Below are 26,343 nucleotides of genomic sequence, written 5' to 3' on the forward strand. Positions count from 1 at the left end.
TGGCCGATGTTGGACTTGAGCGAACCGAGGTGCAGGGGCCGGCCGGCGGGCCGCGAGCGGCCGTAGGTGTTCAGCAGGGCCTGCGCCTCGATCGGGTCACCCAGCCGCGTGCCGGTGCCGTGGGCCTCGACCGCGTCCACCTCGGCCGGCTCCAGACCCGCGTCGGACAGCGCCTGCCGGATGACCCTCTCCTGCGCCGGACCGCTGGGCGCCGTCAGACCGTTGCTCGCCCCGTCCTGGTTGACGGCCGAACCACGCAGCACGGCCAGCACCGGATGGTTGTTGCGCCGGGCCTCGGAGAGACGCTCCAGAACCAGGACACCCACGCCCTCCGACCACGAGGTGCCGTCGGCCGCCTCCGCGAACGACTTGATCCGCCCGTCCGGCGCCAGCCCCCGCAACCGGGCGAAGTCGACGAAACCGCTCGGGGTGGCCGTCACCGTGGCGCCGCCCGCCAGCGCGAGGGCGCACTCGCCCGCGCGCAGGGAGCGCGCCGCCAGGTGCAGGGCGACCAGCGACGACGAGCAGGCGGTGTCCACCGACACGGCCGGCCCCTCGAACCCGAACGTGTAGGCCACCCGCCCCGACGCCACGCTGGACAGCCGCCCGGTGAGCAGATGGCCCTCCAGGTCTCGCGGGCCGTCCAGACCGAGGTAGCTCTGCTCGATCACGCCCGCGAAGACGCCGGTCGCGCTGCCCCGCAGCGTCGCCGGATCGAGGCCCGCGTCCTCCAGTGCCTCCCAGGCCGTCTCCAGCAGCAGCCGCTGCTGCGGGTCCATGGCCTGCGCCTCCCGGGGCGAGATGCCGAAGAAGGGGGCGTCGAACAGAGCGGCGTCGTGCAGGAATCCGGCTTCCTTGGTGTAAGTGGTGCCGGGCCGGTCGGGGTCGGGGTCGTACAGGCGGTCCAGGTCCCACCCCCGATCGCCGGGGAACGGCGAGATGCCGTCGGCCCCGTCGGCGACCAGCCGCCACAGGTCGGCCGGGGATGCGACGCCACCCGGGAAGCGGCAGGCCATTCCGACGATGGCGACGGGTTCGGCCGCACCGGCCTCCAGCTCGGCGATACGCTGCCGGGCCTTGTGCAGGTCGGCGGTGACCCACTTGAGATAGTCGACGAGCTTCTCTTCGGTGGTCTCGTGGGACATGCGTGATCGATTCTCCTCGACACGGGTGAGGGGGGTGTGCTCGGGCAGGTGTCAGGGGGTGGACCGGCCGAGCGCGGAGTCGATGAAGGAGAAGAGCTCGTCGGCCGATGCCGCACCGATCGCCGCCTCGGTCTCCGCGCCGTCGGCCGGACCGGGCGGGGTGTGCCCGGGAGCGTTCGCCGGGGCGGACTCGGGGGCGTGCAGGGTGGCGGCGAGGGCCCGCAGTCGCTCGGCGATCTCCGCTCGCCGCGTCGCGTCCGCGGGAGGTGCGGCGAGCAGGGCCTCCAGCCGGTCCAGGCCGTCCCGGAGCTCCTGTGCGGGGGCGCCGCTGTCCGCCGGGACCAGCAGCTCGTCCAGCAAGGCGGCGAGCGCGGCCGGTGTCGGACGGTCGAAGACGGCGGTGGCGGGCAGCGGCGCGCCCGCGGCGGCGCTGAGCCGATTGCGCAGCTCGACCGCGGTCACCGAGTCGAATCCGAGCTCCTGGAACGGCCGCTCCGGCTCGATCGTGTCCACGGACGCGTGTCCCAGGACCGCGGCGACCTCGGCGCGGACCAGTTCCAGCGTCCGGCGCTCCCGTTCCGCCGCCGGCAGTCCGGCGAGCCGTTCCGCGAACGGGGCGACGGTGTCCGAAGCGGCCCGCGCCCGCGGCCGGACGGGTGCGGGCGCGGTCAGGGAGGCCAGCAGGCGGGGCAGGCGCGGCGGGGTGCCCGCCCGGTCGGTGGAAGTGCTCGGCGGACCGTCGGTCCTGCCGGTCGGCGTGGGGGCGGAGTCACCGGTCTTCCCCGCCCCCTCGGCTTCGGTCGGGTCCAGTGCCACCGCGATCGGCGCCGGGGTGTCCGCGGCCAGCGCGCGGTCGAACAGGGCCGGAGCGTCCGCCGACCGCAGCGGCCGGAGCCCTGCGGGCCGGGCCTCGGCGGGCCCCCGGTCTCCTTCGCCGTCGTCACTCTGCCAGGGCCCCCAGGCGAAGGCGGTCGCCGACCGGCCCTCGGCCCTGCGTCGCCTGGCCAGGCCGTCGGCGAAGGCCGCGGCCGCGGCGGAGCCGGACCGACCCGGTCCGCCGAGCAGCCCGACGGCGTCCGAGCAGACCGCGAACACCGCGAGGTCCGTCTCCTGCGTGGCCCGGTGCAGCACCCACGCACCGCCGACAGCCGTTCGCAGCGCCTCCTGCCAGGCCGGGGAGCCTTCGGAGTGGACACCGGCGGCGGGAGCACCCTCCGCGTGCACGACACCGGTCAGCGGATGCGCGGCGGGGACGGACGCCAGCAGGCCGGCGACGGCCGCCGGGTCGGTCACGTCGCACACGGCCACCGTCACCTCGGCGCCCCGGGCGCCGAGTTCGGCCGTCAGCGCGGTCATCGCCTCGGCCCGCCGCGCGTCCGGCGCGGTGAGCAGCAGCCGGCCGGCCCCCTGACGGGCGGCCAGGTGCCGGGCGAGCGCGGCGCCGAGCGGCCCGGTGGCACCGGTGAGCAGCACCGTACCCGCCGACTCCCGGGCCGGTGCCGCGGACGGCCCGGCGGTCGGCAGACGCCGCAGGCGCGGTGTCAGGACCGTGCCGGCGCGCAGGGCGGCCTCCGGCTCGCCGAGGGCCCACAGGGTGGAGAGCGTCGCGGCAGAGACCTCACCGTCGGTGTCCACCAGCATGAGCCGCCCGGGCGCCTCGGCCTGCACTGATCGCAGCATCCCCCACAGCGCGGCCCGTCCCGGCTCGGGGGGCTCCGCCCCCTGCACGGCCACCGCACCGCGGGTGAGCACGGTCAACGGCCGCCCGGCGGACCGTTCGTCCGCCAGCCAGGCCCGCACCGTGCCCAGCAGGCGCGCCGCGTGGGCCGCGGCGTCCGCCGGATCCGGCGTCGGGCAGGGCAGGACCACGGCCTCCGCGTCCGCCCCGCCGGACAGTGTGGCGTCCACATCCGGATACGGACCGGACAGCCCTGCGGGCGCGACAGCCGCGGCTCCGTCGTCCGCACCCGCGCGCAGCACCCCCCAGCTCATCGGCGACGCGCCGGCCTCCACGTCCGCCACGTGACCGGCCACGGTGGCGGCCGGAGTCCACTCCACGTCCACAAGCAGTCGGCCTCCGACGCCGGACACGGCGCGGAACTCCTCCGCCGGGACGTCGCGGAAGCCGACCGAGTCCGCCGTGGCGACGAGCCGCCCGGCGGGATCGGTGAGCCGTATGGACACGGTGCCCGGCGCCCGCTCGGTGACGGCGGCGCGCACGGCGGTGGCGCCGGTGGCGTGCAGCCGTACGCCGCGCCACTCGACCGGGACGGGAACGTGATCCGGGACGGGCGGGTGGACGAGGGAGTGCAGGGCGGCGTCGAGGAGGGCGGGATGAATGCCGTACCTCTCGGCGTCGTCGGCCTGCTCGCCGGGCAACCGGATCTCCGTCCCGCCGGATGGGTCTGCTCCGGTGCCCCGGGACGCGGCCGGGCCGTCCGGAGCGAGGACGCCCTCGGCGTGCAGGAGCCACGGGGCGTCGTCGCCCCCGTGGGGTGCCGCGGCCACCGGCCGGGAGTGGACGGTCAGGTCACGCCCGCCGTCCGGCCGCGATCGGCCCGCGCGGACCTGGATCTCCACCGTGCCGTCGGCCGACAGCACCAGCGGCGCTCGCAGGTGTAGCGCGTCGATGCCCGCGCGACCGGTCTCGTCGGCGACGCGCAGAGCGAGTTCGACGAGCGCGGAGGCGGCGACGACGTCCGTGCCGAGCACGGTGTGCCGCAGCGACGAGGGAACCGTGCGTGCGGAGACCTGCCGCGTGAACAGCACCGCCCCGGACCCGGCGACGACGGTGGCCGGCCCCAGCAGCGGGTGTCCCGCGGTCGGCGGGGCAACGGTGTCGGTCACCGGTTCCAGCCAGTGGCGCTCCTGGTCGAAGGCGTACGTCGGCAGGTCCACCGTCCGGGCCCCGGTGCCGTCGAAGAGAGCGGCCCAGTGCACGGCGTCGCCCCGCACGAACACCTCGGACAGGGCCGACAGCAGCGAGGGGGCCTCGGCCCGGTCGCGGCGCAGCGCGGCCACCGTCGTCCTGCCCTCGGGTTCGCGCAGGCAGCCGGCGGCCAGGGCGGCGCAGACGTTGTCCGGGCCCACCTCCAGGAAGGCGGTGACACCCGTCGCCTCCATGGTGCGCACCGCGTCAAGGAAGCGGACGGGCCGCCGGATCTGCTCGACCCAGTACTCGGGCGACGACCACTGCCCCTCTGTGACGGCCTCTCCGGTGACCGTGGAGACGGCCGTGATGCGCGGCTCGCGATAGGTCAGCCCGGTGGCGACCTCGCGGAACTCGTCGAGGACGCCGTCCATGTGCGGGGAGTGGAAGGCGTGGCTGACGGCCAGCCGGCTCGTGCGGTGCCCCGACGCGCGCAGCCGTCCCGCCACCTCCTCGGCGGCCTCGCTGTCGCCGGCCAGGACCACCGAGCGGGGTCCGTTGACAGCGGCGACGGCCAGGTGATGGGCGTGCCCGTCAAGCAGGGCTGCGACCTGCTCCTCCGTGGCCTGCACGGCGATCATGGCGCCACCGGGCGGGGCGCTCTGCATGAGCCGGCCCCGGGCGGCGACCAGTGCGGCGGCGTCCGCGAGGTCGAGGACGCCGGCGACGTGGGCGGCGGCCAGCTCGCCGACGGAGTGCCCGGCCAAGACGTCGGGTACGGCGCCGAGCGACTCCAGCAGCCGGTACAGGGCCACCTCGACGGCGAACAGCGCGGGCTGGGTCACGGCGGTCTCGTCCAGACGGTGCCCGGTGCGCAGTACCTCGCCGAGCGGCCGGTCCAGGTGCGCGTCGAGCGCGGCGGCGACCTCGTCGAAGGCACGGGCGTAGGCCGGGAAGGCGTCGTACAGCTCCTGTCCCATGCCGACGCGCTGCGCACCCTGCCCGGTGAAGAGCCAGGCGGTCCTGCCCCCGGCGGTGGCCTCCCCCCGCGTCGTGCCGGGCGCGGTACGGCCCTCCGCCAGCGCCCGTGTACCCGCGACCAGGGCGTCCGGGTCGGCTGCGAGCACCACGGCCCGGTGGCGGAAGACCGTGCGGGTGGTGGCGAGGGAGTGGGCGATGTCCAGGGCGCGGGCCGGGCGGGTCGCCAGGTGGTCGAGCAGGCGCCGGGCCTGGGCGCGCAGCGCGGTTTCGGACGCGGCGGACAGCAGCCAGGGCACGGCCGGCAGCGGACGGACGGCGGGCGCGGCGGAGGCGTCGGCCGGATCGGCCGCGGGCGCCTCCTCCAGGATCACGTGCGCGTTCGTGCCCCCGAAGCCGAAGGAGGACACGGCGGCGCGCCGGGGGCGCCCGGTGTCGGGCCAGTCGCGCGGTTCGGTCAGCAGCTGTACGGCGCCGGAGCTCCAGTCGACCATCGAAGTGGGCCGGTCGACGTGCAGGGTGCGGGGCAGGACACCGTGCCGCATCGCCTCCACCATCTTGATCACACCGCCGACCCCGGAAGCCGCCTGAGCATGGCCGATGTTGGACTTGAGCGAACCGAGGTGCAGGGGCCGGCCGGCGGGCCGCGAGCGGCCGTAGGTGTTCAGCAGGGCCTGCGCCTCGATCGGGTCACCCAGCCGCGTGCCGGTGCCGTGGGCCTCGACCGCGTCCACCTCGGCCGGCTCCAGACCCGCGTCGGACAGCGCCTGCCGGATGACCCTCTCCTGCGCCGGACCGCTGGGCGCCGTCAGACCGTTGCTCGCCCCGTCCTGGTTGACGGCCGAACCACGCAGCACGGCCAGCACCGGATGGTTGTTGCGCCGGGCCTCGGAGAGACGCTCCAGAACCAGGACACCCACGCCCTCCGACCACGAGGTGCCGTCGGCCGCCTCCGCGAACGACTTGATCCGCCCGTCCGGCGCCAGCCCCCGCAACCGGGAGAACTCGGTGAACGCCACGGGCGTCGCCATCACCGTGGCGCCGCCCGCCAGCGCGAGGGCGCACTCGCCCGCGCGCAGGGAGCGCGCCGCCAGGTGCAGGGCGACCAGCGACGACGAGCAGGCGGTGTCCACCGACACGGCCGGCCCCTCGAACCCGAACGTGTAGGCCACCCGCCCCGAGGCGATGCTGCCCGCACTGCCGCTGAACAGGTATCCCTCGGCGTTGCGGGCCGGCAGGCCGGGCCGGGAGCCGTAGTCGTTGTACATGACGCCGGTGAACACCGCGGTGCGGCTGCCCCGCAGGCCCCGCGGGGTGACGCCCGCCCGCTCCAGTGCCTCCCAGGCCGTCTCCAGCAGCAGCCGCTGCTGCGGGTCGGTGGTCGACGCCTCCCGGGGCGACATGCCGAAGAACTGCGGGTCGAAACGGTCGGCGTCGTGCAGGAACCCGCCTTCCCTGCTGTAGCTGGTTCCCAGCCGCTCCGGATCGGGGTCGTACAGGCGGTCCAGGTCCCACCCCCGGTTGTCCGGGAACGGGGTCACGGCGTCGGCCCCGTCGGCGACCAGCCGCCACAGGTCGGCCGGGGAGGTGACGCCCCCCGGGAAGCGGCAGGCCATTCCGACGATGGCGATCGGCTCGCTCTGTCTGTCCTCCACCTCGCGCAACCGGTCACGTGCCTCACGGGCCTCCACGATGGCTCGCCTGAGGTAGTCGCGAAGTCTTTCCTCACCCGCCATGGTGCTCAGCTCCCGGTGTGAAGTATGTGTTCTCCGATGCGGCACGGACCGAGGCGGCTTCCGCGTTTTCGCCTTCCGCTTCCTCGCGGCAGCGAACTCCCGCTATTCCCGCCCTGGTCATCCAATCGCGGGCCGATCACCTTCCGGTAATCCGGCGGAACACCGCTGCCCGTGGCCGGCGATTACCTGTCAGTGGGCGGCCGGTTGTCCCGCTTTCGTTACCGTCCCGGCGGGATCTGTGAAATTGACGATGTCTGGCCACTTCGGGAGAGAGGGAAATGACGAACATGGCACGACTCACCCACGATGTCGAGAAGCACACCGCCCTGTACGTGGAGGCGTTCAACGCCGGCGACGTGGACGCGGTGAACGCGATGTACACCGAGGACGCGGTCGCGGTCTGGGAGCCCGGTGTGCCGCTGACCGGTCGGGCCCGCACCGACTCCGTCCGTGACTTCCTGTCCCGCAGGCCGCGGATGACGGCGGTGCCGCGGCAGTCGTTCGTCACGGACGACACCGCCCTGCTGGTCGTCGACTGGACCATCGACACCACCGACGAGGAGGGCGGCACCGAGCACCTGGAAGGCGTCGGCCTCGACGTTCTGCGCCGCGGCACGGACGGCAACTGGCGGTACGCCATCGACGACCCGTACGGCGAGAAGTGACCCGCACCACCCGGCCCAAAGACCCTACGAGGCGACCCGAGGTTCTCCAGCCATGACTTTCACCGTCGACATCGACTTCGACAAGCCCGACCTGACCGCCGACACCGACACGCAGAACGAGATCTTCCTGCAGGTCTTCAACTCCGGTGACGGCGAGCTGTTCGACCGGCTCTACCGCGCGGACTCCATCTCCAACTTCTCCGGCCGGCCGCTGACCGGCGCCGCCCGGCGGAGTTTCTTCAAGGAGTTCCTCGCCACCAAACCCAAGCTCCAGGCCGAGGTCACCCACTCGTGGGTGGCCGGCGACGTCGCCCTGATCGGAGTGCGCTTCACCATCGACGGCACCGACCAGGACGGCAGGCCGATGCATCTGGAGGGAACCTGCACGGACGTGCTGCGCCGGGGTGAGGACGGCCGGTGGCTGATGGCCATCGACCGCCCGGTCGCCGGGAGCCTGCTCCCTGAGTAACGCGGCGACCGCCCCCGTCGGCGACCCCCGGGCCCGCTCCCCCCAGCGGCCCGGGGGTTCTTCGTGGCCCGGCCGGTGGATGCCCTGTTGCCGCGCAATGAGCGGCCGGTTCCACGCCCCGCCTACGGTGGCGTTGCCGCGAATGGGGGAAACCAGGCCCGCGGAATCAGATGACTTTCCATCGGAGGAATAATGACCCGGCTCGGCGCGGAAGCACAGAACATCCTCGACGCGGTAGGGGACGCGGTCCCCATCCTTCGTCGCAACGGGGTGGAAACCGAGCAAAGGCGCTGGATAGTCGACGAGAACATCGAACTCCTCGAAAAGGCCGGCGTTTTCCGCATGGCGGTGCCCGAGCGGTTCGGCGGACTCGACCTGCCGGTGGCCGAGCAGGCGGAGATCCTCGCCTCGATCTCCCGGGGCTGTGCCTCGACCGGCTGGGTGTCCATGGTGTGGGTCTCCAGCGCCTGGATCGCCAGCCTCTACCCCGACCGGGCCCAGAAGGAGGTCTTCGCGGACGGCTCGGTGCGGGTCTCCGGCGGCTTCACCCCGTCCGGCACGCTCACCCCCGTCGAGGGCGGCTACCGGCTCAACGGCAGCTGGCGGTTCAACACCGGTGTACCCGGAGCCCAGTGGAACATCCACGCGGCGGTGGCCGAGCACGCCGACGGCCGGCACGAGGAGCTGTTCGCGCTGGTGCCGACCGAGGACATCACCGTCGCCGACGACTGGGACGTCTTCGGCGCGGCGGGCACCGGCAGCGCCACCTCCACCGCGAAGGACGTCTTCGTCCCCACGCACCGCGTCGTCGACACCTCGGTGTACGAGGCCTCCACCGGTGACCGCTGGAACGCCGAGGTCAAGGGACGCAACTACAACCTGCTCAGCTACATTCTGGCCACCTGCGCCCCCGTGTACCTGGGTGTCGCCCGCTCCGCGCTCGGTCTGTTCACCGAGCGGGCCGCCGGCAAGCCCATCACCTACACCAACTGGACCGACCAGCGCGAACACCCTCACACCCAGATCACGGTGGGGCGCGTGGCGAACCAGATCGCCGCCTGCGAGGCACTGTCCGAGGACTGGCTGCGCGTCATCCAGGAGCGCGCCGACCGCGGCCAGAAGATGACTGTCGAGGAGAAGGCGGCGGTCCGCGGTCAGGTCGGCTACGTGGTGGAGGCCACCAAGGCGGCCGTGCAGATGCTGTACGACATCAGCTCCGCCTCCACCATCGTGCGCGGCAACCATTTCCAGCGTGCCTTCCGCGACATCGCGGCGCTGTCGCTGCACGGGCTGCTGGCCCCCACCGGCTCCCTGGAGGCGCACGGCCGTGTGCTGCTCGGCCTTGAACCTGGCACCGACTACATCTGAGCCGTCCCTCGCAGGGTTGTCGTGGGCCTTGGCGGCGTGGAGCTCGCCGAAGGTGTAGTCGCGGCCTCGGCCCGGGTCGTGTCTCGTGTGGAGGCCGGCCGGCATCGGCTTCAGGGCCTGGCTGTCGTGGGTGTTGCCGGTTGAGACGCCGACCACGAGGGGCAGTCCGGAACGCTCCGCCCCCACCGGTTACTTCCCATGCCCGGCCCACCGAGCCGACCACCACATAGGACACGCTCTTACCACCGCGACCCGTACTCGGTTTACGACCGGCTGCGGGTGCACGACCCGGTCCACTGGTTCCGCTTCCCCGTCGGTGATGTGCCGATGGTCTTCCTGCCCCGCTACGACGACGTCAAGGCCCTGCTGAGCGACCAACGGCTCAGCAACGACGGCGAGGCCTGGGGCGGTGAGGCGTCCCGCCGCTCCGGGACGGTCTTTGGCGCGGGTGCGCTGATCGGCCGTGTCCTCACCGTCCTCGACCCGCCGGACCACACGCGGGTACGCCGGCTGGCGATGGGCGCGTCCACGCCGCGTCAGGTGGCGGCGTGCGCATATCCGCAGGCACCCCCGCCGTGGCCGGCCTGCAATCCGCCAACAACGACCCGGAGAAGTACGCGGATCCGCGGCGGCTGGACATCACCCGCGACGGGCAGCGGCACCTGGCGCTGTGCCACGGGCTGCACAACCGCATGGGGGCGGCCCTGGCCCGCCTGACCCCTGCGGATCCGGCCGCGCGGGCCTGACACCGCAGCGGCCTCGTCTGCCCCGCTCGGCGAAGAGGCGCCGCACCCGGCCGCGTGCGGAACACGCGGCGCGCGCGGCGCCTCTTCCTCACGCCTCTTCCTCGGACCTGCTCGTGCCGAGGCCCTCCGGCGCCGTCGTCCGTGGCCGGAGGGACCATGGGGGTGTCCGCTGGGCGTACGGCGAACGCTCAGGGCGTCATGCGGGCTTGCGCAGCAGCTCGACGATGCTGGAGAAGCTGTCGGCCGCGTGGCCGGCGTCCATCGCGCGGCGGAACAGGTCCACCGCCGCGGCCTGGAACGAGGTGTCCACGCCCGCGTCACCGATGGTGTGCATGACGTGCTCCACACTCGCCAGGCCCATCGCCAGGCGGTCGACGTCGCCCTCGTGGTTGCCGGCGTCGATGCGCTCGGCATAGAAGCCGAGGAAGTGCGGCATGGCGAGCATGGTGTCGTTGGCGTGGGACAGGATGTCCGCCGCCTTCAGGCCGTTGGCTTCGGCGAGGGCGATCGCCTGCCAGTAGCTGAGCATCGACGGCCAGAACATCGCCATGCCGATCTGGTACATCAGGGCCGCGAGCCCCGGCTCCTCGCCGCGGAAGTCAGTGCCGGTGAGGATCTCCAGAGTGGCGCGGTGCTTGTCGAAGGCGGCACGGGGACCGCTGTAGAAGGTCTTCGACTCGGGCTTGCCGATACCGGCGGGCGGGACCGTCACACCCCCGGTGAGGTGGGTGCCGCCGCGCTCGGTGATCCAGCGGGAACCGGCGCGCGTCTTCTCCGGGGTGTCGGAGCTGAGGTTGACGAAGACGTGGCCCGACACCACGTCGGCCGCCGGCTCCAGGACCGCGTACATGGCCTCGTAGTCGGTCAGGCTCAGGACCACCAGCTCGTTGGCCTTGACGGCGTCCTCCACGCTCTTGGCGAGGACGGCGCCCCGTGCCACCAGATCATCGGCCCGGGAGGCGGTGCGGTTCCAGAGGGTGACCTCGTATCCGTTGTCGAGGTAGGTGTTGACCATCGCCTGTCCCATGGGGCCGAGCCCGATGACGGTGACGGACTGGTTGCTGCTCATTGCGGAAAGGCCTCCGTTGGTCTGCTGTGTCACTGAAGGAACGAGCGATCTACTGAGCGCCCGGCAAAAGTAGCACAGTTCTAGCACGATCGCTCTATTTAGTCGGAGGTGAAGATCGGCACCGCGGACCGGGCCTGGCACGGACACTCTCGGTCAATCGCAGTCAACGGCCCTGCGCGCAGACGAGGATGTGGCCGGCGGGGGTGAGCGGACCGGTGTGCTCCCCGGACCGCGCCGCCGACGCGCTCCGGGCATGGCTGCGCGGACGGCCGCCGCATCCTCCTGGGCACAGGTCTGCGACGTCGCCGCGCCAATACCGCTGCTCACCACCGGTGGTCAGGTCAACTTCCCCTGACAGGGCGCCGGTTGGTATGCCGTGAACCTTTCAGTCCGCGGTGAGACCGGTCATGGCCCTGCCTCGGCAGCAGCCCGTGTGCCGATCGCCTCCAGCAGAGCCGCCTGCCGGAGCGCGGCCACATCAGGTGACACCCCGCCGCGCACGGCGGCCACGAACGCCGCGACGGACTGGGCGACCTGGCCCTCGGCGGCCGGCCGTACCTCCGTGCTGTCGCCGCCCCGCTCCAGGCGGAGCGACGGGACGTGGTCCGCGGGTGGCGTGAAGGCAGGCTCGATGGTCAGGCGCCCCCGGCTGCCCGCGTACGTGTACACGCTGCGGTAGAGGGGCGCTTCGCTGAAGGACCGCAGGTCAGGAGCGCTTCGGCGCGGGCTTGAGGATGGCGACGCACTCCACGTGGCGGGTCATCGGAAAAACCTCGGCCGGAACCGCGCCCGAGAAAACGCAGGCCGGACGGGTTTTCCTACCCTCCTGGGAGGCCACGGGCACCGTGAGCGTCAAACGAGCGTCGCGGCCCACGGGATCGACGACACGGCCAGGCAGCCCCCGGCGTCAGAGCGGAAGGTCGTCGGGCAGGACCCGGAACGCCTTGTGCCGGCCCAGCGGGCGCACAGCCCGGAAATCGCGACGGCCGAGCGTGAGGACGGCGTCGGTGTCGTACTCGGCGGCGAGAGCCACATTCACCGCATCTGCGAGGTCCAGGTCCAGGTCGCGATACCGGGCACGCACCGACTGGGCGACACCCAGATGATCTTCCGTGATCTCGGGCAGGGCGACGCGGCCTCGACGCGTCCAATGCCGGATGTCGTCGACCGCGCTGAGCGCCGCTTCACGGCCGAGCTCGCGCGTGGCGACGTGGTCGATCTCCGCGAGCAGCAGTGGGGACATCACCAGGAGTCCCGCGGCCATGATCGCCTCGTTCGACGCGTGATGCTCAGGATGGGCGGAGTCGAGCGCCGCGAGGAGCCCAGAAGTGTCCGCGATGACGATGATCACGCGACGGTCCCGGACCCGGTCTCGCGCCTCACGGCGTCGGCGACGGTGTCACGCACCTCGCTCTTGCCGGGAGTACGACCCGCCCCCCGGAAAGTACGGGAGAAGAGAGGCTCGTCCCAGACACGGTTGGCCATGGCCGCCAGGTGGATGCCCTGGCGGATGATCTCGGCCTCGCTGACGCCGCGCCGCTTCGCGGCCTCCTTGATGATCGCGAGATCTTCCGGATCGGCGTAGACATTGGTTCGCTTCATAGACATGTACCATGAGTAGCACATGTACCACGGTAGCGCACACCTTCTGCGGCCAGCGCCTGTGCACGGCGCGACCGTCGCCGACGACGTCATCTGCTCCCGGTAGGCCAAGAGCCCGGAGTCCGGAGAGCAGGTGCGCCCGAGGAGCCTCTTTTCGTCCCGCACCACACGATGCCGAACGTCAGGAGATGGGGAACCAGGTCGAGAGGCGCTTGGCAATGGCCGGTACATCGATGTTGTCCTGCGCGACGTCCTCGACGAACGGGCCGGCAACGGGGACGGGCGGCGGGACAGTACTGGCGCTGACGCCGTTGAAGCGCAGGAAGACACGCATGGCGAGCCAGGCGGTGCGCTTGTTGCCGTCGATCAGCGCGTGATTGCGGGCGACGGAGTGCAGCAGTGCCGCAGCCTTCTCGTGCAGCGTGGGATACAACTCGGCACCGAACACGTTCGTCCGGGGACGCTCGGTCGCCGACACCAGAAGGCCCAGGTCACGCACACTGTGGTCGGTCCCGTTGACCGCGCGGGCGATGGCCAGGATCTCGTCGGTCTGGACGTAGCGGACGCCGGTCACTTCAAGTAGTCCAGGATCCCTGCATCGCTGTCCATGAGCTCGGCCAAGACGTCGTCGACCTTCAGCTCGGCCCGGTTCTGAGCGTCACGGATGGCCTCAATGGCAAGTTCCTGCTTGCTGCGGCCCTCCCGGCGAGCCCGCTCGGTGAGCTTCGCGTCAAGGTCGTCGGGGAGTCGGAGAGTCATCGCCATACAAGAGATGATACCTGACCGGTATCAAAGTGGTGCGGTCGGGCCGCGTTCTCGGCCTCCAAGGAAAGTGGGGCCGCAATGGTCACTCGCATCGCCTGCGGCGGCGCGGCAGAGACTTCCGCTTCGAGCGTCATCCGAGCGTCACGAATCTCCGAACGACCCTCTGAAGGCGTCGCCGATGCGGGCACCTCGCTCACGAATCCGCAGGTCAGCGAGCTACAAGAGTGATCCGTCCGCTCGAACCCGCTGCACGGAGGGAAACAGGTCGAGCAACCCACCACAGCAACAAAACCGCAGGTCAGGAGTGCTTCGGGGCGGGCTTGAGGACGGCGACGCACTCCACGTGGTGGGTCATCGGGAACAGGTCGAAGGCCCGCAGGAAGTGCGGGACGTAGCCCTCTTCGCGGAAGTAGGCCAGGTCGCGGGCGAGTGCGGCCGGGTCGCAGGCGACGTAGGCGATCCGGCGCGGGCCGAGGGAGGCAACCTGCCGCACCGTCTTGCGCCCGGCGCCGGAGCGTGGCGGATCGAGGACGACGATGTCGGCCTCGGTGATGCCGGTGCGCGGCAGGACCTGCTCGACGTTGCCGCGCTCGACGCGGACACGGTCGAGGTCGGCGAGGTTGTGGCGGGCGTCCTCCACCGCGCGCTTGGAGGACTCGATACCGAGCACCGCGCCCTTTTCCCCGACGCGCTCGGCCAGGGCGCCCGCGAACAGCCCGGCGCCGCAGTACAGGTCGAGGGCCATCTCGCCCTTGCGCGGCGTCAGGCCGGTCATCACCGCCTCGACCAGCAGTTCGGCGGCCTTGGGGTGGACCTGCCAGAAACCGCCCGCGCTGATCCTCCAGGTGCGGCCGATGGCGCGCTCGCGGACGAAGGGGCGGCCGTGCACCCGGTGCACGGCCCGCTCGCCGCCGCGTTCCGCGCCGCGCCCGCGGGGCTCCTCGCCCCGCAGCACCGACACCGGGCGGTCCAGCTCCACCAGGGGCAGGCGTCCGCCGGGACGGGGGGTGAGCTGGATCTGGCGGTCGCCGGAGCCGGTGGCGGCGGTCGCGTCGACGGTGGCGATCCGCGGCCACAGGCGCTTCTCGACACCCAGTTCGCTCACCCCGGGAGCGGCGATCAGACAGCGGTCGATCGGCTGCACCTCGTGGGAGCGGTGGCGCAGCAGCCCTGCGCGGCCCTCGTCGTCCACGCTGTAGTGGACGCGGGTGCGCCAGCCCGGGACCTCGCCCCTGGGCACCTTGTCGCCGGGGGCGGGCTCGACGGTGCCGTCCCAGCCGGCGTCCTCGGCCGTGAACCCCGCCAGCCGCGTCAGCTGCTCGGCGACGACGGATGCCTTCAGCCGCCGCTGGGCTCCGGGGGCGGCGTGCTGCCAGTCGCAGCCGCCGCACAGGCCGGGGCCGGCGAAGGGACAGGGCGCCTCGACGCGGTCCTTGGACGGCTCCAGGATCCCGACGGCGTCGGCGCGCAGGAAGCGGGAGTCCTCCCGGCCCTCGGTCACCTTCGCGACGACCCGCTCGCCGGGCAGGGCGTGGCGCACGAACAGCACCCGCCCCTCCTCGGTGCGGGCGATGCAGTGGCCGCCGTGCGCGACCGGACCGATCTCGACCTCGTACTCCCGGCCCACCAGCGACGGTGCGGTTTCGGGGGACGCGGCGGGGGGTGTTGCGGGGGGCATGGGGAGCGGCTCCAACGGACGGCGGGGCGCATGGACGGCAGTCCTCCAGCCTACCGGTCCGCCCGGGTCACTCCTCCCGCCCGTCGCCCTCTCCCCGGTCCGCGGTCCGGGCGGGCCCGGCGGGGCCGCGGCGCACCGCGCCTGGCGCGCTCCACTCGGAGCGCCTGCGCGCCCTCAGCCGGGCCCGCTCGGAGGACTCCAGCTGGTAGGGCACGGAGGTGACCATCACGCCGGGGGTGAACAGCAGGCGGCCCTTGAGGCGCAGGGCGCTCTGGTTGTGCAGGAGCTGCTCGTACCAGTGGCCGACGACGTATTCGGGGATGTAGACGCTGACCACGGCACGCGGGCTGCTGCGGCGCAGGTCCTTGACGTACTCCACGACCGGCCGGGTGACCTCGCGGTAGGGGGAGTCCAGGGTCTTCAGCGGGATGTCGATGCCGCGCCGGTTCCACTCCTCGAACAGGGCGCGGGTCTCCTCGGGGTCGACGTTGACGCTGAGGGCCTCCAGGACGTCGGAGCGCATCATCTTGGCGTACGCCAGCGCCCGCAGCGTCGGCCGGTGGACCTTGGAGACCAGGACGATGGAGTGCACCCGCGAGGGCCTGGCCATCTCCTCCCGCCCGGCCTCGGCCGGCAGCGCCAGCTCCTCGGAGACCCGGTCGTAGTGGCGGCGGATGACGGTCATCATCGCGTAGAAGAGCGCCATGCCGATGAGGGCGACCCAGGCGCCGTGGCTGAACTTGGTGACCAGCACCACCACCAGGACCAGGCCGGTGAAGAAGGCGCCGAAGGCGTTGATGGCGCGGGAGCGCTTCATCCGGCGGCGGGCGGCGGGTTCGGTCTCCCGGGCGAGGTGGCGGTTCCAGTGCCGGACCATGCCGGTCTGGCTGAAGGTGAAGGAGACGAAGACGCCGACGATGTAGAGCTGGATCAGCCGGGTGGAGTCGGCGTCGTAGGCGTGGACGAGTACGCCCGCGAAGACCGCCAGCAGCACGATGCCGTTGGAGAAGGCCAGCCGGTCGCCGCGGGTGTGCAGCTGGCGGGGCAGGTAGCGGTCCTGGGCGAGGATCGAGCCGAGCACGGGGAAGCCGTTGTAGGCGGTGTTGGCGGCCAGGAAGAGGATGAGCGCGGTGGCCGCGGCGACCAGGAGGAAGGGGAGCGAGCCGTTGCCGAAGACGGCCGCGGAGACCTGGGCGATGACCGGGTCCTGGTGGTAGTCGGGGCCGGCGGGGCGGCCGTCGATGAGGATGTCGGTGGCGGGCGTCTCGGACATCTTCACGCCGGTGGCCAGGGCCAGGGCGACGATGCCGCCGAACATGGCGGCGGCCAGGCCGCCCATCAGCGCCAGGGTGGTCGCGGCGTTGCGGCTCTTGGGACGGCGGAAGGCGGGGACGCCGTTGCTGATGGCACCGACGCCGGTGAGAGCGGCACAGCCGGAGGAGAAGGCCCGCAGGAGCAGGAAGAGCAGGGCGAAGCCGGTCAGTTCCGCGGTTTCGGCGCTGACCTCGTATCCGGCGCTGGGGGCCGACATCTCGTCACCCAGGACCAGGCCGCGGAAGGCGCCCCAGGCGACGGTGCCCAGGACGCAGGCGACGAAGAGGTAGGTGGGGGCGGCGAATATCGTGCCGGACTCGCGCACGCCGCGCAGGTTCAGCACGGTCAGCAGCGCGATGACCGCCACCGCCGTACCGGTCTTGTTCTCGGAGACGAACGGGACGGCCGAGGCGAGGTTCTCCACCCCGGCGGCGACCGACACCGCCACCGTCAGGACGTAGTCCACCAGCAGGGCGCCTGCCACGGCGAGGCCGGCGCGGGGGCCGAGGTTGACGGTGGTGACCTCGTAGTCGCCACCGCCGGAGGGGTAGGCGCGGACGTTCTGCCGGTACGACGCCACCACCACGAACAGGAGCACGACGACGGCGAGGGTGATCCACGGCCCGAAGCGGTAGGCGGAGAACCCGGCGATGGAGAGCACCATCAGGACCTCGCCCGGTGCGTACGCGACCGACGACAGGGGGTCGGAGGCGAAGACCGGAAGGGCGATGCGCTTGGGCAGGAGCGTCTGGGTGAGCCGGTCGCTGCGCAGCGCACTGCCGATCAGGATCCGTTTGGACACGTCGGTCAGCTTGGACACGCAGAGGATCGTAAGCCTCCCCTGGCCGGCCCACCCAACCGCCGTCGGGACCGAGTGCGGCAGGTCACGGCGGGAAGGCGCTTCCCGAGCGGCTCCCCCCGCGAGTTGCGGGAGGGGAAGACGGGGCCAAGCATGGCCGTATGACGGAGAGGACGGGCCGGGAGATGGACGGCGGCGACGGCGGCAGGGACCGCACCGGCGGTACCGGCGGGGACGGGGGCACGGGCGGGGGGGAGGGAGGGCCTGCGGGCCGGCCGCCGCGCTGCCTGGTCACCGGGGCCACCGGCTACATCGGCGGCCGGCTGGTGCCCGAGCTGCTGGCGGCGGGCCACACCGTGCGCTGCCTGGCCCGCACCCCGGCCAAGCTGCGCGACCATCCCTGGGCGGGGCGGGCGGAGGTGGTGCGCGGCGACGTCACCGACGCCGCGTCGGTGCGCGCGGCGATGGAGGGCATGGACGTCGCCTACTACCTGGTGCACTCCATGGGCGGCGGCTCCCGCTTCGAGAGCACCGACCGCGAGGCCGCGCGGATCTTCGGCGAACAGGCGCGGGCGGCCGGGGTGGGCCGGATCGTCTACCTGGGCGGGCTGACCCCGGCCGGTGTGCCCGAGGAGGAGCTCTCCCCGCATCTGCGCTCCCGCGCCGAGGTGGGGCGGCTGCTGCTGGACTCGGGCGTGCCGACGGCCGTGCTGCGGGCGGCGGTGATCATCGGTTCGGGTTCGGCGTCGTTCGAGATGCTGCGCTATCTGACCGAGCGGCTGCCGCTGATGGTCACCCCGAGCTGGGTGCGCACCCGGCTCCAGCCGATCGCGGTGCGCGACGCGCTGCGCTACCTGGTCGGCTGCGCGTCACTGCCGCCCGAGGTGAACCGGGCCTTCGACATCGGAGGCCCGGAGATCCTCACCTACCACGACATGATGCAGCGCTACGCCGCGGTGGCCGGGCTGCCCAGGCGGGTCATCGTCCCGGTGCCGGTGCTCTCCCCCACCCTGTCCAGCCACTGGATCGGTCTGATCACCCCCGTCCCGCGCGCACTGGCCCGGCCGCTGGCGGAGTCGCTGCGGCACGAGGTGGTCTGCGCCGAGCACGACATCGCCCGCCACATCCCCGACCCGCCCGGTGGTCTAAATAGTCTGGACCAGGCGCTGCGGCTGGCGCTGAAGCGGATCAAGAACGCGGAGGTGGCCACCCGGTGGTCCTCGGCGTCCGTCCCCGGCGCGCCCAGCGATCCGCTGCCCACCGACCCGAACTGGACGGGCGGCAGCCTCTACACCGACGAGCGCGAGCGCACCGTCGCCGCCTCGCCTCAGGCGCTGTGGCGGGTGATCGAGGGCATCGGCGGTGAGAACGGCTGGTACTCCGCGCCGCTGGCCTGGGCGGTGCGCGGCTGGCTGGACCGGCTGGTGGGCGGGATCGGACTGCAGCGGGGACGGCGGGACGCCGAGCGGCTGCGGGCGGGCGACTCGCTGGACTTCTGGCGGGTGGAGGAGATCGAGCCGGGGCGGCTGCTGCGGCTGCGGGCGGAGATGCGCCTGCCGGGGCTGGCCTGGCTGGAGCTGAGGGTGGACCGGGGCCCGGACGGGGTAACCGTCTACCGGCAGCGGGCGCTGTTCCACCCGCACGGACTGCTGGGGCAGGCGTACTGGTGGGGCGTTTCGCCGTTCCACGCGGTGGTGTTCGGCGGAATGGCGCGCAACATCGCCTCGGCGGCCGCGGCGGGGGCCGCGGGCGTCGGGCGGCGGCGCGCGGTCACCTCCGGGGCGGGTCCCCCTCCGGGTGGCGGCGCAGCGCGGCCAGCTCCTCGTTCATGGCTGCCAGGAAGCGCACGACGGAGCGGAGCTCGGCGTCGCTGAAGCGCTGCCGCACGGTGTCGGTGGCGTGCGCGAGAGGGCGGAAGTACTCGCGGGCCACCTCCCGGCCCCGGGAGGCGTAGTGGAGGTGGACGATTCTGCGGTCGGCCGAGTCCCGGGTGCGCCGGATGTGGCCCGCGCGCTCCAGGCGGTCCAGGCAGGCGGTGACCGCGCCGGAGGTGAGCTGGAGGCGTTCGCGCAGCAGCCCGGGGGTGACGGGCCCGTCCCGATCGCCGTCCAGGATCTCCACCAGGGCCTGGACGTCGGTGGGGTGCAGGCCGTGGGACTGGGCGAAGTCGTGCGCCATACGGCTGAACTCGCCGTTCATGCGGCGCAGCAGCACGGCGAACGCCTGGAGCCCGGTCGGGCCGCCGGCGGGGTCGGCGGGGAGCTCGGTGGGGCCGCCGGTGGGGTCGTCTGAGTCACGCACTCCCCCACGATATACAGTCTCGATCGTAAAGCTTCTCAACGAGAAAGATTTATGCCCGCGCAGGCGGTGCCCACGTCCTTCGGCTCAGGGGAGTCCATGAAACCCACACCACGTGTCCTCAGGTGGCTGGTGCCCGCCGCACTGATCGTCGTCTGGCTGGCGGTGGGCGGCGCCTTCGGCCCGTACGCCGGGAAGATCAGCGAGGTCTCGACCAACGACCAGGCCTCCTTCCTGCCCGAGAGCGCCGAGTCGACCAGGGTGATCGAGGCGCAGGAGGACTTCCAGACCTCCGAGACCGTGCCCGCCATCGTCGTCTGGGAGGCCGACGACGGCGGCATCGACGCCGGCCAGCGGCAGCAGGCCGAGCAGGCGCTGGCCGAGCTCGCCCGGGCCCCCGGCGTCGCCGGCCGCCCCTCACCCGTGCAGCCCTCCCAGGACGGCGAGGCCCTGCAGGCCGTCCTGCCGCTCTCCTCCGACCTCGACGAGGGGATGGGCGACGTCGTCGACGCCATCCTGGAGACCGCCGGACAGGTGGAGGGCACCGGGGCCTACGTCGCGGGTCCGGCCGCCACCCGGGCCGACCTGTCCGAGGCGTTCGCCGGGATCGACGGGCTGCTGCTGGGCGTGGCGCTCAGCGTGGTTCTGCTGATCCTGTTGCTGGTCTACCGCAGCGTGCTGCTGCCGCTGGCGATCATCCTCGGCTCGGTCTTCGCCCTCTCACTGGCCACCGCGATCGTCTACCTCCTGGCCGAACGGGACGTCGTACGGGTGGACGGCCAGGTGCAGGGCATCCTGTTCATCCTGGTCATCGGCGCCGCCACCGACTACGGGCTGCTGCTGTCGGCCCGCTTCCGCGAGGAACTCGCCCACCGCGGCGACCGCCTGGGCGCCGCGCGGACCGCGCTGCGCCGCTCCCTGGGAGCCATCGTCGCCAGCGGCTCCACCGTCGCCCTGGGCCTGCTGGCCCTGCTGCTGAGCGATCTGCGCAACAACCAGGCCCTGGGCCCGGTCGGCGCCATCGGCATCGCCTGCGCGATGCTCAGCGCCCTGACCTTCCTGCCCGCGGTGCTGGCGGTGCTCGGCCGGTCCGCGTACTGGCCCGCCCGCCCCAAGCCGCCCGCGGACCCCTCCGACCCGTCGGCCGCCCGGGGTGTGTGGGGCCGGGTGGCGGCTCTGGTGGACCGCTCTCCGCGCCGGGTGTGGGCGGTGTCGCTGGCGGGCCTGGCCATCGCCGCGGCGTTCTTCCCGACCCTGTCGTCCACCGGCGTGCCGACCAAGGAGATCTTCGTCGGCGGGGCCCAGTCCGTCACCGCCCAGGAGAAGCTCGACGAGCACTTCCCCGGCGGTTCCGGCAACCCCGCCGTGATCATCGCGGACGCCGGCCGGGTGCGGGAGGTCACCGCCGCCGCGCAGGACACCGAGGGCGTGGTCTCGGCCGCCCCGGTCACCTCCTCGGGCCGCCCCGGCGAAGGCGAGCCGCTGGTCGTCGACGGCCGGGTGAGCGTCCAGGCCACCCTGTCGGCCGGAGCCGACTCCGACGCGGCCCTGAACACCGTCGAGCGGCTGCGGGAGCGGGTGCACGCCGTGGACGGCGCCGACGCCCTGGTCGGCGGCTACACCGCCCAGCAGCTCGACACCCGTGAGACCGCCCGCGAGGACCGCGCGCTGATCATCCCCGTCGTCCTGGTGATCATCCTGGTCATCCTGATCGGACTGCTGCGGTCGGTGGTGATGCCCGTGCTGCTGGTGGCGACCGTGGCCCTGAACTTCCTGGCCACCCTGGGCATCGCCGCCCTGGTCTTCGAGGGCCTCCTCGGCTACAGCGGCACCGACCCCTCCATCCCGCTGTACGGATTCGTGTTCCTGGTCGCCCTCGGGGTCGACTACAACATCTTCCTGATGACCCGGGTCCGCGAGGAGACCCTGCTGCACGGCAACCGGATGGGCGTGCTCAAGGGCCTGACCGCCACCGGAGGCGTGATCACCTCGGCCGGGGTGGTGCTGGCCGCCACCTTCGCGGCGCTGGTGGTGATCCCGCTGTCCTTCCTGGTGCAGATCGCCTTCATCGTCGCCTTCGGCGTACTCATGGACACCGTTCTCGTACGTTCCCTGCTCGTCCCGGCCCTCGCCAGGGACATCGGCCCGGCGGTGTGGTGGCCCAGCGCGCTCGGCCGCCGCGACGAGACGGTGACACCGCCCGGAGGGGACCGGGAGGGGCGCCCCGCGCCGGACGCCGGGTAGCGTTACGGCGCAGAACGGATCGGCAGGTGCCCCGGTCGGGGCGGGAAGGACGACGCACGATGCGGGCCCGGGTCGTCACGGCACAGGAAGGCACGGGGTAGCGGCCTCATGCACATCGTCATCATGGGCTGCGGGCGCGTGGGCGCCGCGCTCGCACGCACCCTGGAGCAGCGGGGTCACACGGTTGCGATCATCGACCGGGACGAGACGGCCTTCCGCCGCCTGGGATCATCCTTCGGCGGACGCCGGGTGGAGGGGATCGGCTTCGACCGCGACACCCTGCGCGAGGCCGGCATAGAGGAGGCCGGGGCGTTCGCCGCCGTCAGCAGCGGCGACAACTCCAACATCATCGCGGCCCGCGTGGCCCGCGAGATGTTCGGCGTGGAGAACGTGGCCGCCCGCATCTACGACCCCCGCCGTGCCGAGGTCTACCAGCGGCTGGGGATTCCGACCGTCGCCACGGTCCGCTGGACGGCCGACCAGATGCTGCGGCGGCTCCTGCCCTCGGGGGCGGAGCCGCTGTGGCTGGACCCGACCGGCGGTGTCCAGCTCGCCGAGGTGCACGCCTCCACCGCCTGGGTCGGGCACCGGGTGAGCCGCCTCCAGCAGGAGACGGGCACCCGGGTCGCCTTCATCACCAGGCTGGGCGAGGCGATGCTGCCCACCTCCGGCACGGTGATCCAGGAGGGCGATCTGGTGCATGTGATGATGCGCTGCGACCGGGTCGGCGACGTGGAGGCCGCGTTCTCGCGGGGTCCCGAGGGAGAGACACGATGAGGGTCGCGATCGCCGGGGCCGGCGCGGTGGGCCGTTCCATCGCCGGGGAACTGCTGGAGAACGGCCACGAGGTGCTGCTGATCGACAAGGCGCCCGGCGCCATCTCGGTGGAGCAGGTACCGCAGGCCGAGTGGCTGCTGGCCGACGCCTGCGAGATCACCTCGCTGGACGAGGCCGCGCTCCAGCGCTGCAACGTCGTGATCGCCGCGACGGGCGACGACAAGGTCAATCTCGTGGTCTCCCTGCTGGCCAAGACGGAGTACGCCGTGCCGAGGGTCGTGGCCCGGGTGAACCACCCCAAGAACGAGTGGCTGTTCAACGAGTCCTGGGGGATCGACGTGGCCGTCTCGACCCCGCGGCTGATGTCCGCGCTGGTCGAGGAGGCCGTCAGCGTCGGCGACCTGGTGCGGCTGCTGCGTTTCAGCCAGGGCGACGCCAACCTGGTCGAGCTGACCCTGCCCCCCGAGTCGGCGCTGGCCGGCACGCGGGTGGGCGACGTGCGGTGGCCCGAGGACACCGCACTGGTGACGATAATCCGCGGCAGCAGGGTCCTCACCCCGGGTCCCGAGGACTCCCTGGAGCCGGGCGACGAGCTGCTGTTCGTCGCCGCCCAGTCCCGCGAGGAGCAGTTGGAGGAGCTGCTGTCGGCGCGGCGGGAGACGGGAGGGGGGCCGGAGGACGGAGCCTGAGGGGCGGCGGACCCCGCCGCCCTCGCCGTACGGCCGCCCCGGGGCCGTGAAGGGCTCAGGAGTCCGTCCGCGCCTCGCCCGCCACGCGCTCGCGTTCCCGCTCCTTCTTCCGTTCCGCCTCCGCGGCCTCCTCCGCCTCCAGCTCCGCGATCACGTCGATCGGCGGCGGGGCCTTGGCCAGGAAGACGTAGGTCAGGTAGACGCACAGCAGCAGCGGCGGGATACCGAGCGCCACCTTCACCCAGCCGAGCTGGGTGGCGTCGCCCCAGAAGTAGATCGGGAAGAGGATGGCCGACTTGGCGAGCAGGACGATGCCCCAGGCCCAGGTCGCCTTCGTGTAGGCCGCCAGGCGCCCGGGGTTGCGGGTGCGCCAGGAGAGGTTCTCGCGCATCAGCGGCCCGAGCAGCACCCCGATCAGCGGGAAGCGCACCATCGCCGAGAGGCAGTAGGCGACCGCCAGCCCCAGGGTGTAGAGCATCCCCGGCAGGTAGAAGTTCTTGGCGTCGCCCGACATCATCGCGAAGACCGCGCCGATCCCGACCCCGAAGACGCCGCTGAAGGCGTGCTTGAGGGTCTCGCGCCGCGCCAGGCGGGCCAGCGCGAGCAGGACGCTCAGCCCCAGGGCGGCGACGGCCGCGAGGTGGATGTCCCGCCTGATCGTGTAGACCAGCACGAAGACCAGCCCGGGCACGGTGGTGTCCACCATGCCGCGCACTCCGCCGAACGCCTCCATCAGCGCCTTGTCCGTGACCGTCGGACCGGGCGCGCCGGCCTCGGGCCCGGGCCCGTCCGCGCCGGCGGCCGGCTTGTCGAGAGAGGTCACCCGCTACTCCTGTCCGCTGTCCCGTCCGATGGGTCGCAGCTCGTACTTGGGGTTGAACAGCACCGGGCGGCCGCGGTTCATCGCGATCCGCCCGTGGGCGATCAGCCTGCGGCCCGGTTCTATGCCCGCGATGGACCGGCGGCCGAGCCACACGACGTCCAGCGGGGCGGATCCGTCGAACAGCTCCGCCTCCAGCGCGGGCACGCCCGCCCTGGGGCGCTGCGTCACCGTGCGCAGCGTACCGGTCACCGTGACGATCTGCCGGTCGCCGCAGTCGCAGATGCGTGTGCAGCCGCTCTCCTCGGTGTCCTGCCTCAGTTCGGCGGAGAGCAGGTCCTCCTGGGAGGAGGCCAGACGCCCGAGGAGGCGCCGCAGCCGACCGCCCTGCCTCTCGAGTCGGGTAACGCCACTCATACCGCCAGCCTACCCGCGCCCGTCACCCCCCGTAATGCCCCCGAGGGCCCCGGAACCGGATGTGACCGAAGGCTCCCCCCTCCCCCCGCGTCCCCCACGTACCCCGCATCCGTCGGGCCTCCCGGCACACCGGCGGCCCCGGGCTCACGGATCACGGCCGGGCCTGCAGTGGACGGAGTTCCGGGCCGGTCTCGCGCAGCCGCCCGTCGCGCAGCTCCAGGACGCGGTCGCAGCGGGACAGCAGCCAGGGGTCGCCGGTGGCGACCAGCGCGGTGGCGTCACGGGCGCGGACGGCGGTGTGCAACAGCTCCAGCACCCCGGCCGCCTCGCCGGGGCCGAGCAGCGCGGTGGGCTCGTCGGCGACCAGCAGCGCCGGCCGGATGGCCAGTGCGCGGGCGACGGCGACGCGCTGGCGCTGGGCACCGTCGATCTCGTCGGGCCGCCGCCCGGCCAGCTCGGCGAGTGATGCCTCGGCCAGCAGCCGGGAGACGCGCTCGTCGCGCTCGCGCGCGGGGATGTTGCGCAGCCGCAGCGGAACGCCGATGTTCTCGGCGACGGTGAGGACCGGCAGCAGCCCCGGCGAGGGGAAGACGATGCCGATGCGGTCGCGGCGCAGCCTCAGCCGCTCCTGCTCCCCCATGCCGTCCAGTCGCACCCCGTCGACGGTGATCCGTCCGGAGACGGGCGCGCCGAGTCCGCCGACCAGGCCCAGGAGGGTCGTCCGGCCCGCACCGGGGAGGCCGGTGACGGCGACGAGTTCGCCGCGCCGGACGGTGAGCGACAGGCCGCGCAGCACGGGGGACGCGGCGGGCCCGTGGGAGTGGTGCAGGTCCTCGACGACGACCACGGCGCCCATACGGCCTCCCCTTCCGGACGGTGCCGGACGGTGCCGAGCCTAGCGCCCCCGGGGGCCGTCGCGGCAGGACGGAGCTCCGCTACTTCTCCCAGACGGTGACGTCCGCCGCGTGGCCGGTCCCGCTCCTCACGCCCAGCCGGACGAAGGCGATCCGGCCCTCGTCGGTGCGCGCGCAGAAGGAGGTGCCCTCGCCGCTCCACTCCACGGGGGACCCCTGGACGGCGAACCTGGCGAGATGGTCCTCGCACTGCCCCCGGCCGGGCGTCCCCTCCTGCCTCCACTCCGCCGTCGTCACCATCGGGGCGACGCCGCCCATGGATATGGCGTAGAAGTACAGGTCGGTACCGGTGTGCGTCACGGAGCCCGCCGACGGGGGCCTTCCCGGCGGCTCATGGTCCAGGTCGAAGCCGTCGCCGATCAGGACGTCCCCCGAGAAGCGGACGGTCCCGGGCGCCGCCTCGGATCCACCGCCGTCCCCCTTGCCGCCGAGAGCCCCGGGCAGGCCGCCCGGTACGTCCTCCCGCGCCTCCCCGGAGCTCCCGCCGCCGAGGACGTTGCGCCCGTTGTCGTCACCGCAGATGGCCGAGTCGCTGCAACTGGTGCAGCCGGCCAGGACCAGGCAGAACGGCAGCAGGCAGGCCGCGGCGAGTCCGGTCCGCGGCATGGCCCGGGGTCTCACTCGCCCTGGCCGGGTACGCCGACCCGGTTGCCGTCGTTGCCGTCGCCGCAGACCGCTCCGCCGCTGCAGTTGTTGCTGCTGCCGCCGACGGTCTGCTGGACGGTGAAGATCCCCACGATCGCCAGCGCCACCGTTCCGGCGACCCCGACGACGTACATCCTTGACTTCCTCCCCCTCCTGAAGGAGGGGGATTCCTACGGCTCGCGCCGTGGGGTTTTCTGCTTCATCACCGACTGCCCGCCCGGAGTGCTCCGTTGAGGTCTTACACCAGCTCCACAGACAGACGCCGTCAGCCCGACGGCCAGGATGTTCTTCGCCGCGTTCACGTCCCGGTCGTGGGTCGTCCCGCAGTCGCACGTC

23 protein-coding genes and 3 pseudogenes are annotated in these 26,343 nt (G+C 72.8%); 8 read left to right on the plus strand and 18 right to left on the minus strand.

All coding sequences use genetic code 11. The features are described from left to right. Together AC2CJA_RS07905 and AC2CJA_RS07910 are read right to left on the minus strand one after the other, a co-directional pair. On the minus strand, positions 1-1,145 hold a 1,145-nt coding region (locus AC2CJA_RS07905; RefSeq protein ID WP_484601955.1), incomplete at its 3' end, for a beta-ketoacyl synthase N-terminal-like domain-containing protein. Positions 1,146-1,196: 51 nt separating this feature from the next. Next, a pseudogene (locus AC2CJA_RS07910) lies at positions 1,197-6,716 on the minus strand (beta-ketoacyl synthase N-terminal-like domain-containing protein); the annotation flags it as partial. 299 nt (positions 6,717-7,015) lie between these two features. Here AC2CJA_RS07910 and AC2CJA_RS07915 point away from each other — a divergent pair. The 3 genes from AC2CJA_RS07915 (at position 7,016) to AC2CJA_RS07925 (ending at position 9,230) form a co-directional block, all read left to right on the plus strand. Continuing rightward, on the plus strand, positions 7,016-7,393 hold the full coding sequence (locus AC2CJA_RS07915; protein WP_484601956.1) for a YybH family protein: 378 nt from the start codon (positions 7,016-7,018) through the stop codon (positions 7,391-7,393). A 52-nt stretch (positions 7,394-7,445) separates the two neighbouring features. Next, the gene (locus tag AC2CJA_RS07920; protein ID WP_484601957.1) at positions 7,446-7,862 is read left to right on the plus strand and encodes a YybH family protein; all 417 of its coding nucleotides are present in this window, start codon (positions 7,446-7,448) and stop codon (positions 7,860-7,862) included. Between the two features lie 270 nt (positions 7,863-8,132). Then, on the plus strand, positions 8,133-9,230 hold the full coding sequence (locus tag AC2CJA_RS07925) for an acyl-CoA dehydrogenase family protein (protein ID WP_484601958.1): 1,098 nt from the start codon (positions 8,133-8,135) through the stop codon (positions 9,228-9,230). Positions 9,231-9,242: 12 nt separating this feature from the next. On the opposite strand, the pseudogene AC2CJA_RS07930 reads toward AC2CJA_RS07925, so the two are convergent. Further along, positions 9,243-9,410 (minus strand): annotated as a pseudogene (locus AC2CJA_RS07930) (IS5/IS1182 family transposase); the annotation flags it as partial. Positions 9,411-9,778: 368 nt separating this feature from the next. On the opposite strand from AC2CJA_RS07930, the gene AC2CJA_RS07935 reads away from it, so the two are divergent. Beyond that, entirely contained in the window at positions 9,779-9,976 is a 198-nt protein-coding gene (locus tag AC2CJA_RS07935; protein WP_484601959.1) for a hypothetical protein, read from the plus strand. 196 nt (positions 9,977-10,172) lie between these two features. Here the strand turns inward: AC2CJA_RS07935 and AC2CJA_RS07940 are convergent, their stop codons facing one another. The 8 genes from AC2CJA_RS07940 to AC2CJA_RS07975 form a co-directional block, all read right to left on the minus strand. Further along, positions 10,173-11,045, minus strand: a complete 873-nt coding sequence (locus AC2CJA_RS07940) for an NAD(P)-dependent oxidoreductase (RefSeq protein WP_484601960.1) — start codon at positions 11,043-11,045, stop codon at positions 10,173-10,175. Between the two features lie 405 nt (positions 11,046-11,450). Then, positions 11,451-11,714 carry a hypothetical protein gene (locus tag AC2CJA_RS07945; protein ID WP_484601961.1) on the minus strand — a complete coding sequence of 88 codons (264 nt, stop codon included), beginning with the start codon at positions 11,712-11,714 and terminating at the stop codon, positions 11,451-11,453. 238 nt (positions 11,715-11,952) lie between these two features. Then, a complete protein-coding gene (locus tag AC2CJA_RS07950; RefSeq protein ID WP_484601962.1) occupies positions 11,953-12,396 on the minus strand; it encodes a PIN domain-containing protein in 444 nt (147 codons plus the stop codon). Beyond that, positions 12,393-12,653 (minus strand): ribbon-helix-helix domain-containing protein, encoded by a 261-nt coding sequence (locus tag AC2CJA_RS07955; protein ID WP_484601963.1) that lies wholly within the window; start codon positions 12,651-12,653, stop codon positions 12,393-12,395. Before AC2CJA_RS07955 ends, AC2CJA_RS07950 begins: the two co-directional genes overlap by 4 nt. A gap of 175 nt (positions 12,654-12,828) precedes the next feature. After that, complete coding sequence (locus AC2CJA_RS07960) at positions 12,829-13,221, minus strand: type II toxin-antitoxin system death-on-curing family toxin (protein WP_484601964.1); 393 nt, start codon at positions 13,219-13,221, stop codon at positions 12,829-12,831. Further along, the gene (locus AC2CJA_RS07965) at positions 13,218-13,412 is read right to left on the minus strand and encodes a ribbon-helix-helix protein, CopG family (RefSeq protein WP_484601965.1); all 195 of its coding nucleotides are present in this window, start codon (positions 13,410-13,412) and stop codon (positions 13,218-13,220) included. Before AC2CJA_RS07965 ends, AC2CJA_RS07960 begins: the two co-directional genes overlap by 4 nt. 298 nt (positions 13,413-13,710) lie before the next feature. Continuing rightward, complete coding sequence (locus AC2CJA_RS07970) at positions 13,711-15,090, minus strand: class I SAM-dependent RNA methyltransferase (protein WP_484601966.1); 1,380 nt, start codon at positions 15,088-15,090, stop codon at positions 13,711-13,713. Positions 15,091-15,157: 67 nt separating this feature from the next. Beyond that, the gene (locus AC2CJA_RS07975) at positions 15,158-17,224 is read right to left on the minus strand and encodes an APC family permease (RefSeq protein ID WP_484601967.1); all 2,067 of its coding nucleotides are present in this window, start codon (positions 17,222-17,224) and stop codon (positions 15,158-15,160) included. Positions 17,225-17,364: 140 nt separating this feature from the next. Between AC2CJA_RS07975 and AC2CJA_RS07980 the strand changes: the two genes are divergently transcribed. Next, the gene (locus AC2CJA_RS07980) at positions 17,365-19,077 is read left to right on the plus strand and encodes an SDR family oxidoreductase (protein ID WP_484601968.1); all 1,713 of its coding nucleotides are present in this window, start codon (positions 17,365-17,367) and stop codon (positions 19,075-19,077) included. On the opposite strand, the gene AC2CJA_RS07985 is transcribed toward AC2CJA_RS07980, so the two are convergent. Next, positions 18,974-19,504 carry a MarR family winged helix-turn-helix transcriptional regulator gene (locus tag AC2CJA_RS07985; protein ID WP_484601969.1) on the minus strand — a complete coding sequence of 177 codons (531 nt, stop codon included), beginning with the start codon at positions 19,502-19,504 and terminating at the stop codon, positions 18,974-18,976. The two genes, AC2CJA_RS07980 and AC2CJA_RS07985, sit on opposite strands and share 104 nt — an antisense overlap. Positions 19,505-19,600: 96 nt before the next feature. On the opposite strand from AC2CJA_RS07985, the gene AC2CJA_RS07990 reads away from it, so the two are divergent. From AC2CJA_RS07990 to AC2CJA_RS08000, 3 genes are all read left to right on the plus strand, one after another. Then, on the plus strand, positions 19,601-21,745 hold the full coding sequence (locus AC2CJA_RS07990) for an MMPL family transporter (protein WP_484601970.1): 2,145 nt from the start codon (positions 19,601-19,603) through the stop codon (positions 21,743-21,745). Between the two features lie 108 nt (positions 21,746-21,853). Continuing rightward, the gene (locus AC2CJA_RS07995; protein ID WP_484601971.1) at positions 21,854-22,522 is read left to right on the plus strand and encodes a potassium channel family protein; all 669 of its coding nucleotides are present in this window, start codon (positions 21,854-21,856) and stop codon (positions 22,520-22,522) included. Continuing rightward, positions 22,519-23,211, plus strand: coding sequence for a potassium channel family protein (locus AC2CJA_RS08000; RefSeq protein ID WP_484601972.1), 693 nt, complete (start codon positions 22,519-22,521; stop codon positions 23,209-23,211). Before AC2CJA_RS07995 ends, AC2CJA_RS08000 begins: the two co-directional genes overlap by 4 nt. A gap of 55 nt (positions 23,212-23,266) precedes the next feature. On the opposite strand, the gene AC2CJA_RS08005 is transcribed toward AC2CJA_RS08000, so the two are convergent. From AC2CJA_RS08005 to AC2CJA_RS08030, 6 genes and pseudogenes are all read right to left on the minus strand, one after another. Then, positions 23,267-24,034 (minus strand): DUF3159 domain-containing protein, encoded by a 768-nt coding sequence (locus tag AC2CJA_RS08005; protein ID WP_484601973.1) that lies wholly within the window; start codon positions 24,032-24,034, stop codon positions 23,267-23,269. Positions 24,035-24,037: 3 nt separating this feature from the next. Further along, positions 24,038-24,448: an OB-fold nucleic acid binding domain-containing protein gene (locus tag AC2CJA_RS08010; RefSeq protein WP_241712698.1), complete on the minus strand. Its 411-nt coding sequence runs from the start codon at positions 24,446-24,448 to the stop codon at positions 24,038-24,040. Between the two features lie 151 nt (positions 24,449-24,599). Beyond that, on the minus strand, positions 24,600-25,304 hold the full coding sequence (locus AC2CJA_RS08015) for an ABC transporter ATP-binding protein (RefSeq protein ID WP_484601974.1): 705 nt from the start codon (positions 25,302-25,304) through the stop codon (positions 24,600-24,602). Positions 25,305-25,383: 79 nt separating this feature from the next. Further along, the gene (locus tag AC2CJA_RS08020) at positions 25,384-25,968 is read right to left on the minus strand and encodes a hypothetical protein (protein WP_484601975.1); all 585 of its coding nucleotides are present in this window, start codon (positions 25,966-25,968) and stop codon (positions 25,384-25,386) included. 11 nt (positions 25,969-25,979) lie between these two features. Continuing rightward, complete coding sequence (locus tag AC2CJA_RS08025) at positions 25,980-26,141, minus strand: hypothetical protein (protein WP_484601976.1); 162 nt, start codon at positions 26,139-26,141, stop codon at positions 25,980-25,982. 36 nt (positions 26,142-26,177) lie between these two features. Next, positions 26,178-26,343 (minus strand): annotated as a pseudogene (locus AC2CJA_RS08030) (RNA-guided endonuclease TnpB family protein); the annotation flags it as partial.

It is taken from the genome of Streptomyces sp. ATLC9 (assembly GCF_057196705.1).

Excerpts from the sequence above, each read along its gene's own strand:
- AC2CJA_RS07915 (WP_484601956.1), top strand. The coding sequence starts at position 7,016 with ATGGCACGACTCACCCACGATGTCGAGAAGCACACCGCCCTGTACGTG.
- AC2CJA_RS07920 (WP_484601957.1), top strand. The coding sequence starts at position 7,446 with ATGACTTTCACCGTCGACATCGACTTCGACAAGCCCGACCTGACCGCC.
- AC2CJA_RS07940 (WP_484601960.1), bottom strand. The coding sequence starts at position 11,045 with ATGAGCAGCAACCAGTCCGTCACCGTCATCGGGCTCGGCCCCATGGGA.
- AC2CJA_RS07955 (WP_484601963.1), bottom strand. The coding sequence starts at position 12,653 with ATGTCTATGAAGCGAACCAATGTCTACGCCGATCCGGAAGATCTCGCG.
- AC2CJA_RS07965 (WP_484601965.1), bottom strand. The coding sequence starts at position 13,412 with ATGGCGATGACTCTCCGACTCCCCGACGACCTTGACGCGAAGCTCACC.
- AC2CJA_RS07970 (WP_484601966.1), bottom strand. The coding sequence starts at position 15,090 with ATGCCCCCCGCAACACCCCCCGCCGCGTCCCCCGAAACCGCACCGTCG.
- AC2CJA_RS07980 (WP_484601968.1), top strand. The coding sequence starts at position 17,365 with ATGACGGAGAGGACGGGCCGGGAGATGGACGGCGGCGACGGCGGCAGG.
- AC2CJA_RS07990 (WP_484601970.1), top strand. The coding sequence starts at position 19,601 with ATGAAACCCACACCACGTGTCCTCAGGTGGCTGGTGCCCGCCGCACTG.
- AC2CJA_RS07995 (WP_484601971.1), top strand. The coding sequence starts at position 21,854 with ATGCACATCGTCATCATGGGCTGCGGGCGCGTGGGCGCCGCGCTCGCA.
- AC2CJA_RS08000 (WP_484601972.1), top strand. The coding sequence starts at position 22,519 with ATGAGGGTCGCGATCGCCGGGGCCGGCGCGGTGGGCCGTTCCATCGCC.
- AC2CJA_RS08010 (WP_241712698.1), bottom strand. The coding sequence starts at position 24,448 with ATGAGTGGCGTTACCCGACTCGAGAGGCAGGGCGGTCGGCTGCGGCGC.
- AC2CJA_RS08015 (WP_484601974.1), bottom strand. The coding sequence starts at position 25,304 with ATGGGCGCCGTGGTCGTCGTCGAGGACCTGCACCACTCCCACGGGCCC.
- AC2CJA_RS08020 (WP_484601975.1), bottom strand. The coding sequence starts at position 25,968 with ATGCCGCGGACCGGACTCGCCGCGGCCTGCCTGCTGCCGTTCTGCCTG.
- AC2CJA_RS08025 (WP_484601976.1), bottom strand. The coding sequence starts at position 26,141 with ATGTACGTCGTCGGGGTCGCCGGAACGGTGGCGCTGGCGATCGTGGGG.